Source organism: Colwellia ponticola (assembly GCF_005885605.1).
Lineage (GTDB): Bacteria > Pseudomonadota > Gammaproteobacteria > Enterobacterales > Alteromonadaceae > Colwellia > Colwellia ponticola.
Genome location: NZ_SZVP01000010.1, coordinates 65,581 through 81,680, shown reverse-complemented (window position 1 = coordinate 81,680; position 16,100 = coordinate 65,581). Strand labels below are relative to the sequence as shown.

Sequence of the window (16,100 nt, the reverse complement as noted above, 5' to 3'; positions counted from 1 at the left end):
TCTTATTGTTATCGTTCACTAACTTGCAGGCTTATTCTATTAGCTATGCTGTGCTGTCATTTTATTATGGTTTGTTGTTGTTTTTTTATTCATGATAATCGAACCATAAAACAAACTACTCAGATCAAGTGTTACCCCGTGACTGACTAATTTTGCAATAGCACGAAAATAGGTTAATTCGTCACTAACGCCTTTAGCATTTACCGGTACGGACACACTGTTTTTATTGCAAACCTCTTTTATTGGTAAGTCTTTTTGATGTTTATGCTGCTTATGTTCATGCTCAAGTATTTTATCCACCCAACTACACAGGGAGCGACCAGGGCCCATTTCAATAAAAACTCGAGCACCGTTGTCATAAAGGGTATTGACCAAGCGCGGAAAATCAACGCGGTCACATAAACACTTAGCAATAGAATTCGCTATCGCCTTACTTAATTGCGGTACTGGTAAATAACAAGAGCTTGAATACAACTTGGTATTAATACGAGTATTTACCGCCATGGTGTATAACGCTACCATGTTATCGTATTCCGCTTTTGCTGGCGCACTATGAATGGCATTAGCCATGTTTAGCGGCATAGCACGAACACCTAGTGATGCAATAACACGTAAACAATCGGCGGGATAACCTGCCAGTAAAACACTATCAGGGGTATTAATAATGGTGCAATACACCCGTGGTTCACCAAGACAAGCGGCTTCTACCTGAGCTAAAGTCGCTTTAATGGTATAGGTTTCCCATATGGGCACTGCGCTCGCTTGAGTTGGGCTATTTGCTAGGGGCAGATCCCAATGCTCGCGTAGTGTTAATAAATCACCACAAAGTCGTTCATTGAACGTAGCAGAGTTAGCCAAACGTGCGCTCATTAAACCCGGCTGTTGCCAACAACCTAATGCCGCATACATACTGACCTCCCCCATAGAATAGCCTGTGGCAAAGTCGGCATTAAGCTTAAATACCTTAGTAAATATTTTACTAAAAACACAGGCGAAACCCACCCCCGCCTCGGCAATATCAGCTAGGCTGCCACGTAAAGCTAAGTCACGTTGTTTCAGTGCTTTAAAGTCAAGGCGGCTAATACTGCGCGGGTTCAGTAAGGTATCTTTTAAACTACTACCAATATCACCGGCTAAGCTGGCAACCTCGGTATAAATTTGTGGAAATAGCTGAAACAAATCGCGGCCTAAGCCAACATAGGTTGCGCCAATACCTGGGTACATAAAACACACATTATTACTTTTTTCTGCTACATCCCCCTCTGTATAACAAGCGGGTGTTGCACTGAAGTAACTCCCTTTAGGGGTTTTCCATTGTGTGAGGGAACTAGCTGTGGTTTTAAGCTCCCCCTGAGATAAGTTAACGAATACATTACTGACGCCTGACTGTGCCAATTGAATCTCTTTTGTTAACTCCTCAAGCGATTCAGCCAATAGTGCCACAGTATATTTTTTAGTCGAATCTCTTAAGTACTGTTGATATTGCTGATCGGCCATTTTATTTAAAGCATCATGCTTTTGAGCTTGGCTTTGGCTTTGGCTTTCAATGAAAGTTGACTGGCATAACAACGCCAATTGTAAAAGCTGTTGTTGTAGCTGTGCTTGATTTTCACCATTAACCAGGATTAGGTGCAGATCACTACTGGCAAGAAAACCGTTCAAACGAATATCTTCGGTGTTGTCCAAAGTATGCTCCGTTAACACCAGATGACAGTAACTGTCTTGAGTTAAGCAGCTATAAGCAGCACAGTGTTTACTACCCTCTGCATTAGGGTAACGCGTTCTTGATTCTGTCGGGAAGTAAAAATTTGATGAGTGCCAGCTATTAATATCGCAGGAAAGTTGCTCTATTTTTGGTGCTTGCCAATGATTGATACCCGGAATATAACGTTGCTGCAAAGCAATAACCGTGCGCAGTAATCCTAAAACTTGCGAAAAGCCAGCGCCTTCACCTGTGATGCTACGTGCACAACTAATGGCGCAGGTTAGCGGCTCAACAGCATAAGCTTCACGATACGCCTCCAGTAATACCGACGACTCTAACACACTATGAAAATCCCCCTCAAGGGCTGATACTTCGAGTAGCGAAATAGTCGATTGAGCTTTATTTGCGTAGTCTGTGACTGGACGTGCTTTGGTATTGTGTAGTGATTCGAGTACTGCTGCTTTCATTGCACTGGCATTGGCAGGTGCAACCGACAAGCTGTTAAGTTGGGCATAAATAGGAAGCTGTGCACGTTGCGCTATTACTTGTGATGCAAGCAATAGGCTAGCAACGCCTGAAGTCGATTGATAGCCAGCAAAGTTACGGTCAAAGCTAATAGTATTATTGCTCTTAGCATTACTCTGCTCAGTTATTGACTTAGTCGACGTAAAACTTAACCCCACTAACGCTACCAGCCGACCTTTATCGGTTAACGAGATAGCAAGCGTTAATGCTTCGCTTAGCTGACTCATGACAATAGCATTATTGATGTGACTCTGTGCTGATAAGTTAGCCGTTAAAACAGATACTTGCTCATCACTTTTTTCGCTTGCTTCATCAATAATGATGACATCGAGCTGTGTAGATAAAGGGTTACTTCCCAGCGCCACGGTTGCATTACCAGGCAATACCTCAACCATACGCGCTGTTGAAGCAATAACTGTTGAGCAGATTAACGAGTTAGTACTCGCAATATCTTTATCAACCTGCTTCGCTATATTTTTACCTAAGTAAAGTGCACGGGCAACACGGTCAATATTAGCAAACTCACCCAATTGACTATCAATACCAACAATGGCTATGTCATTAGTTAGCATTTAATTAACTGTTCCTGCTGTTTTTTCTTTCACTACTTTTACATCACGCGCTACTGCATTATTTGATGCTTTACTCGTTGCAGCGCGAGTAGGTAAAAACATATCATTTAAACTGTCGCTAGCGGTGACTTTAGCTGTTTTCATTTCAGCTAATAATAGTCCCTCTTCACTGATAAAATTGATATCAGCGACTAGCTTGCCACGTTTACCGCCCTTGCCACTACTTTGTACCACCGTCAACTGTAAGTAAAAGGGTTGACCTAGAGCAACTTGACCATAAACATGCCACGCCTGCGTACTTGACGGTAAACTACCTAAACCCAATTCTCTTTTTACCCAAACTAACATGGCTTGATACGCTAGGTCGTTGGCGAAAATGTTGTGTTTTTCAGCTGATAAGGTCCCTGATGAAACGCCAGGAATAGCGAAATCACCCTGCTTTTGTTGAGCTACTTCGGGTACTTTACATGCCAGCAGTAAGCCCTGCTCATCACATTCAATAAGGTGAGTAATACCTTGCAAACTTTCACCGTGAAATAAGGTACCATTTTGGTATAACGCTTTCGCTTCGCTAGCGGTTGTAGCCGTTAACTTAGCGGCTAAGTCTTTCCCTACTAAATTGTCGTCTTCAATAGGGGCAGTCATTTGAGACGCTAACACAACTTGTCCGCTGTAATGAAAAACGATTTTTCCTGCCTCATTGATTGATGATATTTTGCTATCAATCAATAAGGTATCGCCACCATCGAGTACTTGAGTATGCAAATCTACACTCATATCAACGGTCATATCAATGAAGAAATCCTTGCTCTCTTGCTTAGCTAGCGTGGTTTCATCAAAGGTTACGCCTTTAAGTAGTTTGTAATTATTTATACCTTGATAAACATAATCAGGATAAACGCTAAGCGCTGCCTCACTCATCCAAGCGATGGCACAAACCGTTGGCAATACATGATCGTTACCGATAACATGATCTGCTAAAAAGATATTGTTAGTTGCTTGCAGTGTTTTAATAACACGCGCTACTTTACTTGAGTTTATCGACAAGCAACTAACGGGTGACTTTTTTAGTGAAGACTCAGGTTCAGCTTGTGCTGCTTTGCTTTGTGATGCTGATGAACTAGATAAGTCGTTACCAACTAGAATCTGTGCACAGCGGTTAGTATTAGCACTTAATTCTCTCACTAATAAGCTAGCGCCAGCATCAAGAGGAATAATATAAACACCACGGGCATTGAACATACGTTTTAATTCGGGGGTAACCATACCGCCATCCCAAGGACCCCAGTTAAAACTTAACACTTGCGCGTTAGGGTGCTTGGCTTTAAAACGGTAGGCTGTTTTATTTAAAATATCGTTAGCCATTGAATAATCCGACTGACCTGGGTTGCCATAAAAACCTGCCGCTGATGAAAACAACACTAAATGCTTAATATTTTCTGGCTGACATACGGATAATAATGACAATAAACCATCAATTTTAGTGCGGTAAACCGCCTCAAATTCGGCCAATGTTTTTTGCTCGATAAACTGATCCGCCAATACACCTGCACCATGAATAATACCGGTTATGGTTAAAGGCTCTGCTGATGTTCCAGCAAGAGCAACCAAGGCAGGCGCAACCGCATCACGAACACTTTGACTATTGGTAACATCTGCAGCAACGTACTGTGCCTGTCCACCGGCAGCTTTAATAGCATTGAGCGTTTGCACAATTTCACGATTAGCTAATATAGGACGAACAAATTGCGTTACCTTAACGGGTGTTGGTTTTTCACCTGAAGCAATTAATACCTGCATAGCCGCTTTTTTCAGTGCCGCTTCATCGTGATGACCATTCGCCCAACTTGGCTCAGTAGGGCTTTCTTCGCTCTGATCTCCACCTTTATCTTCGCCTGCTAACAGTGGAGAGCGACCAAGTAGAATGAATTTTGCTTGATGTTGCTTGGCTATTTCAATAACACAATGTGCCGTTACCCCTTTAGCGCCACCACTAACTAAGAAAACAGCCTGACTATCAATAGTATTGGCGCCGTCTAAAGAAGTGCTTTGCTCAAGGGCGTAACTGTCTGTTTTTACGCCAACAAGTGTTAAACGTGTGCCAAGGTTATTACTCAGGTTATCCGTATCATGTGCTACTTCAATCAATGACGTATTAACATCATGCAACTCATCAACAATAAGCGTAGCTGCTTTATCGGCTGCTAATTTTACTGATAAATCGATAACACGACAAAATACGCCACCGTCATTAGCACAAACGCCATTCCACTCATGGGAAAGTGTTTTAACTAAGCCGCCTAAACCACCTTGCACTAAATCCGCCTGTAAATCAGCGTTAACCTCTTGTGCGTTATCGCTGTTAACACTATTACTATAACCGAGCGTCCCGCCTTGTCTGGTCACAACGACAAAAGAAGCACGCGCCACATTAGCCGATTTAACCTGACAATATTTTGCTAAAACAAACGCCAACATTAGTCCTTGCTTCGCTGCTTGCGAATACTCAATACTATCAATTTTGTCAATGCTACGGTTATGTGCCGATGCATGATTTTTTGCTTGTAAGTAAATGACCGCATCAAGCTGTGCGTGCTTTTCAAGTAGTTGTTTTACTTGCTCTTCATCTACCGTGTGATCTTTACTACCAATATCAATCAGGTTTATTGTTTTGCCAAATGCTTTTTTTGAATTTTCGTCCAGCCAGTTAGGTTTTAGCACCGTCACTTGCCAGCCTGTTTTAACTAACGTTGAACTTACCGCGACTGCAACGCCACTACCGTCATCAACGATCAGCGCATTGGGTTTCGCTTGGTCTTTACCTAACGCACTAAAATCTTGAATTATTTTAGTAACCGACGACAAGGCTTGTAAGGCAACCGTTGCACTCGGTGCTGGGTTTTCGATAGCTGTGCTAGTTGATGACATCTCTGCTGCCGATATTTCTTTTGAAGTGGTATCTTTTGCAGGAGGAGATGTCGGTGTTGGCGGTACGGGGGCAACTTGACTTTGCACTTTGTCTTGCATATGGCTGACAATCTCACCTAAGGTGCGCAGCTCTGCTAAATCTTCTGGGTTTAGCTCAGGTAAGTCGGTAATGATTTCTTGCACTGCGCCTAATATTTCCACACGCTTAATTGAATCAATCCCTAAATCGGCTTCCATATCCATGCCAAGCTCTAGCATTTGGGTGGGGTAACCGGTTTTATCAGCAACCACGTCCATCATGACCGTTTGGATATGTGCTAAATCGATAGCAACAGATGGTACTGGCGTTTCAGTGACTACTGCAGAAGCCACCACTGCGGGTGTGGTAGGAGCGACAGTCACTTGACTCTGCACTTTACTTTGCATATGACTGACAATCTCACCCAAGGTGCGCAGCTCTGCTAAATCTTCTGGGTTTAGCTCAGGTAAGTCGGTAATGATTTCTTGCACTGCACCTAATATTTCCACACGCTTAATTGAATCAATCCCTAAATCGGCTTCCATATCCATGCCAAGCTCTAGCATTTCGGGTGGGTAACCGGTTTTATCAGCAACTACGTCCATCATTACGTTTTGAATGCGATCTACATCGATAGCAACAGGGGGTACTGGTGCTTCAGTTTTTACTACCACGTGTGTTGAAGGAGTTGCAGTCACTTTACTTTGCATATGACTGTGAAGGTAAGTAACAATCTCACCCAAGGTGCGCAGCTCTGCTAAATCTTCTGGGTTTAGCTCAGGTAAGTCGGTAATGATTTCTTGCACTGCACCTAATATTTCCACACGCTTAATTGAATCAATCCCTAAATCGGCTTCCATATCCATGCCAAGCTCTAGCATTTCGGGTGGGTAACCGGTTTTATCAGCAACCACTTCCATCATTACGTTTTGAATGTGGTCAATAGCAACTGGTGCGACTAACACTTCAGCTGTAGTTGATGCTTGTGTTAAAGGAACGGCTGTTACTTCACTTTGCACTTTCCCTTGCATGCTACTCTGAAGGTAAGTAACAATCTCACCTAAGGTGCGCAGCTCTGCTAAATCTTCTGGGTTTAGCTCAGGTAAGTCGGTAATAATTTCTTGCACTGCGCCTAATATTTCCACACGCTTAATTGAATCAATACCCAGATCGGCTTCCATATCCATGCCAAGCTCTAGCATTTGGGTGGGGTAACCGGTTTTATCAGCAACCACGTCCATCATGACCGTTTGGATGTGCGCTAAATCGACAGTTGGCGCTGGTACTACTGTTGCTGTAACGGTTGCAACTGCCGCAGGTTTAGATAGTGTTACCGACTCAGCTGCCTGTTCAGTTATCTGCTCAACTAGAGGGGGCGTTACCGGTGCCGCTTTTTGTTGAACAACTGGCGTTGAAGTCTCAGGTTGTGCTTTACCTGACAACATAGTCGACATGTTATCGCTTTGATTATGCAAATATTGCTCGTGTACACGTAATGTTTGAGTTTGAAAGTCGTGATACATATTCAAAGTACGCTCGACACTTTCAGGTAATGCACCATCTACGTGCTTATTAGCAACCGTGTCTAATACCTTAGCAACGGTTGCCGCATAGGCTTTTGGTCCTTGCATATACTGTTCATGCACATTAAGCAGCTGTTGCTGATGTTCAACAAATTGGCTGACACTACGTTCGATATCTGCCGCTACGCTATTATTTACGTTACCTATATCGCCTATATTATTTGAAGGTTGCTGACTAGCCGATAAAACATTTGTCGGTTGTACAGTGCTTGCATCGGCAATAGTACCGTCAGCGTTCAAGTAAACAATTTTTTCAACTTCGACAATTCGCTCTACTTCAACGATTTTTTCAACCACCTTTTCTACAATTTTTTCTACCGTGTGTTCAGCTGCAGTGCCTGCACTTGACGTGGCTTTCGCTTGTTTTATCACTCTGCCATCAGTCAACGCATCAGCAAAAGCTTTTTCAGTTTTCGCACTAACATACGACTTACCGGTTAATTTCATCGCTAATGGCGACATTTTAACTGCCGTTAATGGACGTTTAACGCCGTTGTATGGATCAATATCTTCTAAGCTAACACCTAATACCGCAAGTTGCAGTGCGGCTTGTCTAAGCTGCTTATCTGATGATTGCTTAGCGTTAGCATTAACAGCAATAGTTACGACATCGTCTTTATCTTGTAAAATATTATCAACCAATTTAGTTAACACATTTTTAGGACCGAACTCGACAAAAATGCGACCACCGTCAGCGTAAATATTGTCGATTTCTTTATTAAAATGGACTGATTCTAACATGTGATTTTTCAGTGCTTTTTTAATATCCGCGGCTTTATTTGAATAGACTTTACCCGTGCCATTAGCAAAAACCGGTATTGATGGCGCTGTAAACTTAGCGCAGTCAATCGCTTGAGCAAAAGGTTTTTGTGCATGCGCAACCAGTGGCGTATGAAATGCCGCTGAAACCGGTAATGGTACAACGTTATAACCTTGTGCTTTGAGTGCTTCAGTGGCAATAGCAATTTGACCAGTAACACCAGCGACCACCACTTGGTTGTTCGAGTTATAGTTGGCAATAGAGATATCGCTAATGTCTTTAATAACCGCGGCAACTTTTTCAGGATCGCCAACCACGGCGACCATAGTACCAGCATCAAAGTCATTACTTTCATCGCCGTTACCATCTGTATTAGGGGCTGCCATCGCTTGACCCCGGCTACGTGCTAGCATCATATAATCTTGTTCTGATAAAACACCAGCAGCCCATAATGCCGTTAATTCACCAAAACTATGCCCTGCGGTAAAGTCAGCTTTAAAACCAGCGTCAATAAAGGTTTTATACAAGCCAACACTTAACGCACCAATAGCAGGTTGAGCATGCTGTGTTAAGCGTAAGGCGTCATCTTGTACTTTTCTCGCATCCGCGTTAAAAACTGGAATGGGGTAACTAGTACTTGATAGTTGTGCTAAACCCGCTTGAGAAAACTGCGTATCCATATCGCTGGCAGCTTGCATAACCGTTGGAAAGTTACAAGCTAACTCTCGACCCATATTGACATATTGAGAGCCTTGTCCTGAGAACAACGCCACTACTTTTCCTTTAGTCGCTAAGGCAGATTGTCGATAATAAAGTCCTGCTGGCACAGACCAGGCTTCACTGTTTGCGTTATCTTTAGTGCTATTGCTGGCAAACTGCTTTAACGCCACGTTAATTAGCGCTAAGGCTTCATCGGCATTTTTAGCAACAAAGCCACAACGGGCTTGATTCGCTGCAGGGGTTTTTAATTGATGTTCTGTCACTAAGGCATTAAATACAAAAACTTGTTCTTCCGTATTTACCTTCAGCTTATTTTGCCAATTAGTTAATAGGGTCACTAAAGCTGATTCATCTTTCGCGGCAAATAATAATGTTTGTGGCACGGTATTTAATCGATATTTACCTAGCGCTTTACTGTTATATTCTTCCAACACCATATGGAAATTTGTGCCACCAAAACCAAACGAGCTAATGCCTGCTCTGCGCGGTGAACCATCGGCTCTTGGCATCCATGGTCGGGTTTCACTGTTCAAATACAGTGGGCTATTTTCAATATCAAGCGCGGGGTTTGGCGTATTAATATTAATGGTGGCCGGTAACACTTTATGATGTAAGGCCAGTACTGCTTTCATCATACCGGCAGCGCCAGCAGCGGCTTTAGTATGACCAATTTGAGATTTCACTGACCCCAGTGCAATATGTTGCGTAGCCTCATTGTTATGAGAGAAATGCTTTAATAAACCACTAAATTCTGCAGCATCACCCGCTTTAGTACCCGTACCATGTGCTTCAATTAAGCAGCAGCTTTTAGGCTCAAAACCGGCATCATCATAAGCACGTTTTAACGCTTTGGCTTGTCCGTCTGGGCGTGGCGCATAAATAGATTTAAAACGACCATCGCTAGAGGTACCAATACCCTTAAGTACCGCATAAATTTTGTCGCCGTCACGCTCAGCATCTTCTAAACGTTTAAAGGCCATCATGCCTATACCTTCACCAATCATCATACCCTTTGAGTCAACATCAAACGGACGAATATCATCATTAGTAGTAAATGCCGGTGTTTTGGCAAACGACATATACATAAAGGGGGAGTTGTCACAACAAACACCACCTGAAATCATCACCTCTGAGCGGTACTCTAATAAATCAGACACCGCAAGCTTAATGGCTGATAATGAACTGGCACAAGCGGCATCAACAACGCAGTTAGTACCACCAAAATCAAAACGGTTAGCAATACGCCCCGCAATAACGTTACCTAACATACCTGGGAAAGAGTTTTCTTCCCAATCTATGTAAGCTTTTTTGAATTTTTCGATGATCATGGCGCGATCTTCACTATCGACACCTGAAGCTTTTAAGACTTTTTCAAGCACAGGACCTTGTAAGCGAGAGGTTAATGGGCCAATTTGTTTTTGTCCACCGCCAATACCTAGCGTAATACCCACTTTATCACGATCGTAGCCAGAGCCATCACCAATGCCAGCATCGTTAAGTACTTCACGTGCTACCACTAATGATAACAACTGCGCAATATCAGTTAACTCTAAAATATTGGGTGGCAAACCAAATTCCATGGGATCGAAATCTATTTCAGGTAAGAAGCCACCACGTTTACAGTAAGTTTTATCTTTAACTGTCGGGTCACTATCGTAATAATCATCGACATTCCACTGACTTTTAGGCACATCTTTAATCGAATTAACTGAGTCAAAAATGTTATCCCAATAATTCTCTAGGTTTTTCGCATCGGCAAAAATAGACGCCATGCCAATAATTGCAATGGGACACTCTTGTAAACGAGAGGTAAACTGTTGTTCATCTACTTCGTTAGTTACTGAGTTATTAGACGTCGGTTGTTGCTGTTTAGTCATAGTGATCACTCTGGGTTATTATTTGCTTACTTATTGGGTTGCGTAGCTATATTGCGCTTCTTTTTGCTAACTTTTGCTAACTTTATTTTAATACTGCTTTCGTTATCATTATTTTCACCGACCAAAATCGTCAATATTATCTAAAGAAAAAGCAGTAGTCGCTTGTTCAGGACTTTCATTTAATAAACGAAAACGACTTAAAAACTCATGGTAATTACTCGCTAATATTCGGCGGATATGAAAAGGCGCTTGAGTGAGAACGTAACTCATGTAACGACTAGCCGCTTCACTTTCATTGCTATCATAAATATCGACATAGACCCACCGCGACATTGGATCATGAGCAATTAATAAACGGTATTTATTCGATTTTTCATGAAGGCTTTGTGCAAAGTGAGGTAATTGGGTCACGTTAACTTGCACGACTTCATCCTCTGTGAACTCATTAGCTTGATTTAGCACGGCGCGCATTGCTTGCGGAGAAAGCTCTGACGTAAGTTGACGTTGTGCTTGGGTATCTTCTAAGAGTACTTGTACGGTTACCGCTGATGAATGTGATAAAAAACTAACACGGGTGCTATCACTATTATTTTTTAACTCTGCCTGCTTAGGTGCGACATTTTTAAGTTCAGCATTATGTAATTCGACATTGCGCAGTTGTGCCTGTATATCAACAAGGCGAGAAACACCATGACGTTTTAGACAACGCTGTAAGCCGGCCCTTGAAACATTGGCATTAATAAATTGCTTACAAACCGTCAGTAATTCATCCAAAGATAATAATAAACGCGTTCTAAGTTCAACCACCACATATTCTTGTGCGATGCTTAGCGTAGTGTTAAGTTGTTTGGGTACGTGAGAGCCATCGGCAAGTGAAGCTCGTTTACGCCATTTACGTACGGTAGCTTCTGATATTTTTAATAAACGCGCTAGCACCGCCGTAGGTAAGTCGGACGCATGAATAAATTCGCGCATCTCAGGCGTGGTAGTAGCATTAGCATGTTGCTTAGTCATTTAGCGGTTTAGTCTGATGTTTAGCTTTGTTCATTTGATTCCATTATTTTTATCTATTTACTGAGCAAAAATGACTAGATAAATTAATTACCGCGGCTAATATACACAGGTTTCAAACCCAGTACAATCTCCCGAGACAAGCATCGATTATTTAACACAACGCTCATCGGTCGCTGCTGTACTTTATTTATAAAACTTGTACTTAAGCTAAGGTAAAAGCATATAAAAAATTATCCGCCATAATGTATGATAAAGTGATAGGCTAGCACGGTTATAGCTTCATGATAAAAGCCATCAAAGAATATGTACTGAAAGTACTTACCTAGAATATATACTAAAAATATATACCCTAACTAATGACACACGCATAACGACACAAGCTATCAAGATTAATATGACTTATTTTACTAAATCTGAACACTCAACGCGCTCGAAAAAGAAACTGTCTCTGACCCATAATGAAATTCACCTTTGGATAACCAAACCGGAGGAGTTAATTGGCCAAGATGAGCTACTAGCAATCTATTCAAGGTTACTTACCAACACTGAATTAGCTAAGCAGCAACGCTATAAGTTTGCTAAAGATAGGCACGATGCGTTGATCACCCGTGCTTTTATACGTGATTTACTGAGCTATTATGCTGACATAGCGCCGCAAAATTGGCAGTTTGAAAAAGGCAACAAAGATAAGCCCGAAGTTGTTAATTGCCCGCTACCACTGCGTTTCAATATTAGCCATACAAAAAACCTTATTATTTGCGCGGTAACTCTTGATGATGATATTGGTTGTGATGTTGAAAATATCGGTCGCAGCAATAACGTATCCGCTATTGCTGAGCGTTATTTTTCTGCTACAGAAACCCAAGAGCTTTTTTCACTGCCAGAGGCACAACAACGTAATCGTTTTTTTGATTACTGGACCTTAAAAGAGTCGTATATTAAAGCTTGGGGATTAGGCTTAGCCATACCGTTAGCTGATTTTAGCTTTAACATTAATAGCGCAACAACAAATTATAACGACTTATTTACTATCAAAGGCGATATCACGCTTAGTTTTGCCGAGCATAGAGTCGACAATTGTGAAGTTTGGCGTAGTTGGTTAATCTACCCAACGGCCAATATTGATGAAAAACAAGAACATCGAATAGCTTTATCCGTTAAGGCAAAAGCTAATAATCAACACGCTCATTACCGATTACGTTTTTTTGATACCCTACCTTTACTGGGTTATCAAGAACTATAGGCTTTATCATATCAATGATATTACGCTTGTCACCTACATCTGGGCTACACGGAAGTAGCTTGTTATAAAATGCAGGAGCGCATTCTCCTAAACAACCAGTCCCTTTAATTAATGCCTTGCCTCTGCCTACCTCATCATAACGAGTATCTACTTGAGTACTCAGTGAGTTAACACCATAGTATTTGCTATTATTACTACAAAATATCCGATTATCCCTACAAAGTTAATGGTTTTTATGATGATTTTCACTAGACAAGTCGTTAACCGTTAACCTATTATGAAGCACCCCTAGTTGACTTGTATATGGATATTCTTGAAAACTTACCTTGTTTTTTTATTGTTATTTTTTATCAGCTGGCATTCTTATGCTCTGATTGTCGAAGACAGTACTGTTGATCACAGTATTGAAAAAAACATTGCAAGCGCATTACTGTTAACTAATGCCACACAAAAAAAAGCGCAATTACTAACATTACTTAATAAGCAAACAGTGAACGTTAAACAACGTTTACTGTTATTAGACTCCATCACGACTCACTATTATTTACAAAGTAACTTCAATGATGCGCTATTATTTGCTCAACAAGCGGTAACACTAGCGCAAGACAACTATCTTCCCTTGGCAGCAGCGAATGCCTTAAAGAGTGTCGGGATTATGCATTACCTCAAAGCAGATATTGATATCGCTATCGACACTTACCAAGAAGCACTCAGTTATTACAATACTACTGCAAACCCCATTCTTAGCGCTAATCTCTTAAATAATATTGCGCTTGCCTATTCAAAGAAAAATGACTGGGTTGCCGCACTTGAGCATTTCAAAATGGCTGATGCTATCTATCAAGAACATGGCTCAACCATGGATAAAATAGATGTTAAATATAATATGGCAGGTTTGTATATTAATTTAGGCCTAGCAAGTAATGCCATTGATATACTCAATGAGGTGATTAAGGAAAGGCAACTAATTAATGACGAAAGTGGTCTATTTATGGCTTATGCTGACTTAGTTGTGGCACTGAAAATAAATGAACAATATGCTCAAGCGATGAGCCTTTCAGAAAAAGTCATTACTCACTATAGAGCAAAAAAAGATAATTATAATTTAAGCTCTGCTTTACATAACGCTTCTGATCTTTATATGAAAACACTACAACCGATAAAAACTAAAGCATATGCATTAGAAGCCATGACATTAGCAAAGCAAGTTAACCATAATGATACCTATATTGGCAGCTTACATACCTTATCAAAAGCGCAATTAGCACTTGGAGAACTAGACTTAGCGCTTGCGACCATAAGAACCAGCGATGAACATCTTAAAACACTAAAAAATGAAAACCTGTTAACGGTAAACGATGGTATAGAATCGTTGTTATTAATGGCGCAAGGTGAGCCGTTAAAAGCAATCGCGCTTTATCAGCAATTTATTGTCGATACCAAAAAATATAATAATGAAAACTTTAATAGTCAACTATCTAAATTTGAAGCCAATAAACTAAAGCAAGAATTACTTAACCTTAAAGATCAAAAACAACTCAACGCCTTAGCCCGAGAAAATGATAGGCAATTTAAAAACACACTTTTCACCTTAATGCTATGCACAATAATCATTGCTTTTTTACTGCATAGAAAAATAAAAGACAAACAGGTAAAAGTTTTTTTAGAACAGCAGATTAACATCCAAACGTCTGAGTTGAAAAAAGCCAATAAAAAATTATTAGCGATATCCTATATCGATGGATTAACCAAGGTCAATAACCGTCGGTGTTTCGATGAAGATATACAATCCTTGTGGAATAACAAAGAGAGCTCAAATAACCTATGCCATATGCTTATCGCTGACATTGATTATTTTAAAGCCTATAATGACGCTTATGGTCATGTCGCTGGTGATAAAGCCCTGACTAAAGTTGCTGAGGTTATAAAAAGCAATATCAGACGTGAAGATAAAATATATCGCTATGGTGGAGAAGAATTTGTCATACTCTTTTCAAACTGTAACGCTGAGCTAGCTATCAGTACGTCTCAACGGATCCTAAAGAAAATAGAAAACATTGAGATTAAGCATGCTAATAGTAGCTATAATGTCATTACACTCAGCGCTGGAATATGTACCTTAAACTTATCTGAAGTACATTCTATAGAAGCGTTCATTGAACAAGCTGATGATAAACTATATCAAGCCAAAGAAAGAGGTAGAAACCAGCTTTGTTACTTATAAACTTGCTGGGCATATAAGTACTATAATTTATAGCAAAATCACTCTATAGGAGAAGTTATGACGCCGCGCGAAATGATTAACTATGTAGAGCTACCCGCAAAAGATATCCCTGCCACTAAGGCATTTTTTACCCGTGCTTTTGCTTGGTCATTTATTGATTATGGTGAAGAGTATACCGCTTTTAGCAATGCAGGTATTGAAGGTGGTTTCTTTCTCTCAGAGCTTGTTTCACATTCTGCCAATGGTGCCTGCTTATTGGTGCTACTCAGTGATGATTTAGAAGCCAGTGAACGGCGTGTTAAAAATGCCGGAGGTCACATCAGCCAAGCTATCTTTTCTTTTCCTGGCGGACGACGTTTTCACTTTATTGAGCCCAGCGGTAACGAATTAGCGGTTTGGTCACCTCTTAAGGCACACCTTGCCGCACTTAAGGCTTAAGCTATTATTATCGGTGTAACAGCTATTGGCCCTTATTTACTGGTAGGTTACTATTACGCCAGCCTCTAAAGTCACCGGTTAAATGGTCTAGCTCAGTAAAACCATTACTTTCTAAAACCTGCTTAGCAATAGCCGCTCTTTTACCTGAACGACAATAAAGAATGACTTGGCTATTTTTAGCAGCTGATAATTCGGCTAATCTCGCGTTAAGCTCTGTATGCGGAATATTTATCGCATTAGGTATATGACCCTCTGCAAACTCTTCTGCTGTTCTCACATCAAGTAATATCACCTGTTTATCATTGTCGATGATTTTTTGTAATTGCCCCTGACTAATCTCTTTCGCAGTCACTTGCCACGTACTAGCTAATGCCAACGCCAGTATCATGGTAGTAGCTATTTTTTTAACAACTATAATTTTCATCTCACAACCTTAATTTTTTGTGGCTTTATTTTATAATGACTTAGCTGAACTTAGCTGAACTTAGCTTA

At 40.9% G+C, this 16,100-nt stretch carries 7 protein-coding genes; 3 read left to right on the top strand and 4 right to left on the bottom strand.

Features of this window, described 5'->3' with window-relative positions; all coding sequences use genetic code 11:
• Positions 1 to 39: 39 nt before the first annotated feature.
• The 3 genes from FCS21_RS11115 to FCS21_RS11105 form a co-directional block, all read right to left on the bottom strand.
• The gene (locus tag FCS21_RS11115) at positions 40 to 2,802 is read right to left on the bottom strand and encodes a PfaB family protein (RefSeq protein ID WP_138623365.1); all 2,763 of its coding nucleotides are present in this window, start codon (positions 2,800 to 2,802) and stop codon (positions 40 to 42) included.
• Positions 2,803 to 10,689, bottom strand: a complete 7,887-nt coding sequence (locus tag FCS21_RS17575; protein ID WP_138623363.1) for a type I polyketide synthase — start codon at positions 10,687 to 10,689, stop codon at positions 2,803 to 2,805.
• A gap of 114 nt (positions 10,690 to 10,803) precedes the next feature.
• Positions 10,804 to 11,703 carry a helix-turn-helix domain-containing protein gene (locus FCS21_RS11105; protein WP_138623361.1) on the bottom strand — a complete coding sequence of 300 codons (900 nt, stop codon included), beginning with the start codon at positions 11,701 to 11,703 and terminating at the stop codon, positions 10,804 to 10,806.
• Positions 11,704 to 12,097: 394 nt separating this feature from the next.
• On the opposite strand from FCS21_RS11105, the gene FCS21_RS11100 reads away from it, so the two are divergent.
• From FCS21_RS11100 to FCS21_RS11090, 3 genes are all read left to right on the top strand, one after another.
• On the top strand, positions 12,098 to 12,946 hold the full coding sequence (locus tag FCS21_RS11100; protein ID WP_138623359.1) for a 4'-phosphopantetheinyl transferase family protein: 849 nt from the start codon (positions 12,098 to 12,100) through the stop codon (positions 12,944 to 12,946).
• Positions 12,947 to 13,259: 313 nt separating this feature from the next.
• Positions 13,260 to 15,170: a GGDEF domain-containing protein gene (locus FCS21_RS11095; RefSeq protein ID WP_171035687.1), complete on the top strand. Its 1,911-nt coding sequence runs from the start codon at positions 13,260 to 13,262 to the stop codon at positions 15,168 to 15,170.
• Positions 15,171 to 15,227: 57 nt separating this feature from the next.
• Positions 15,228 to 15,608 carry a VOC family protein gene (locus FCS21_RS11090; RefSeq protein WP_138623355.1) on the top strand — a complete coding sequence of 127 codons (381 nt, stop codon included), beginning with the start codon at positions 15,228 to 15,230 and terminating at the stop codon, positions 15,606 to 15,608.
• Positions 15,609 to 15,630: 22 nt separating this feature from the next.
• Here the strand turns inward: FCS21_RS11090 and FCS21_RS11085 are convergent, their stop codons facing one another.
• The gene (locus tag FCS21_RS11085; RefSeq protein ID WP_138623353.1) at positions 15,631 to 16,032 is read right to left on the bottom strand and encodes a rhodanese-like domain-containing protein; all 402 of its coding nucleotides are present in this window, start codon (positions 16,030 to 16,032) and stop codon (positions 15,631 to 15,633) included.
• Between the last annotated feature and the right edge of the window lie 68 nt (positions 16,033 to 16,100).

Coding starts and splice junctions, on each gene's coding strand:
- FCS21_RS11105 (WP_138623361.1), bottom strand. CDS start 11,703: ATGACTAAGCAACATGCTAATGCTACTACCACGCCTGAGATGCGCGAA.
- FCS21_RS17575 (WP_138623363.1), bottom strand. CDS start 10,689: ATGACTAAACAGCAACAACCGACGTCTAATAACTCAGTAACTAACGAA.
- FCS21_RS11085 (WP_138623353.1), bottom strand. CDS start 16,032: ATGAAAATTATAGTTGTTAAAAAAATAGCTACTACCATGATACTGGCG.
- FCS21_RS11090 (WP_138623355.1), top strand. CDS start 15,228: ATGACGCCGCGCGAAATGATTAACTATGTAGAGCTACCCGCAAAAGAT.
- FCS21_RS11100 (WP_138623359.1), top strand. CDS start 12,098: ATGACTTATTTTACTAAATCTGAACACTCAACGCGCTCGAAAAAGAAA.
- FCS21_RS11115 (WP_138623365.1), bottom strand. CDS start 2,802: ATGCTAACTAATGACATAGCCATTGTTGGTATTGATAGTCAATTGGGT.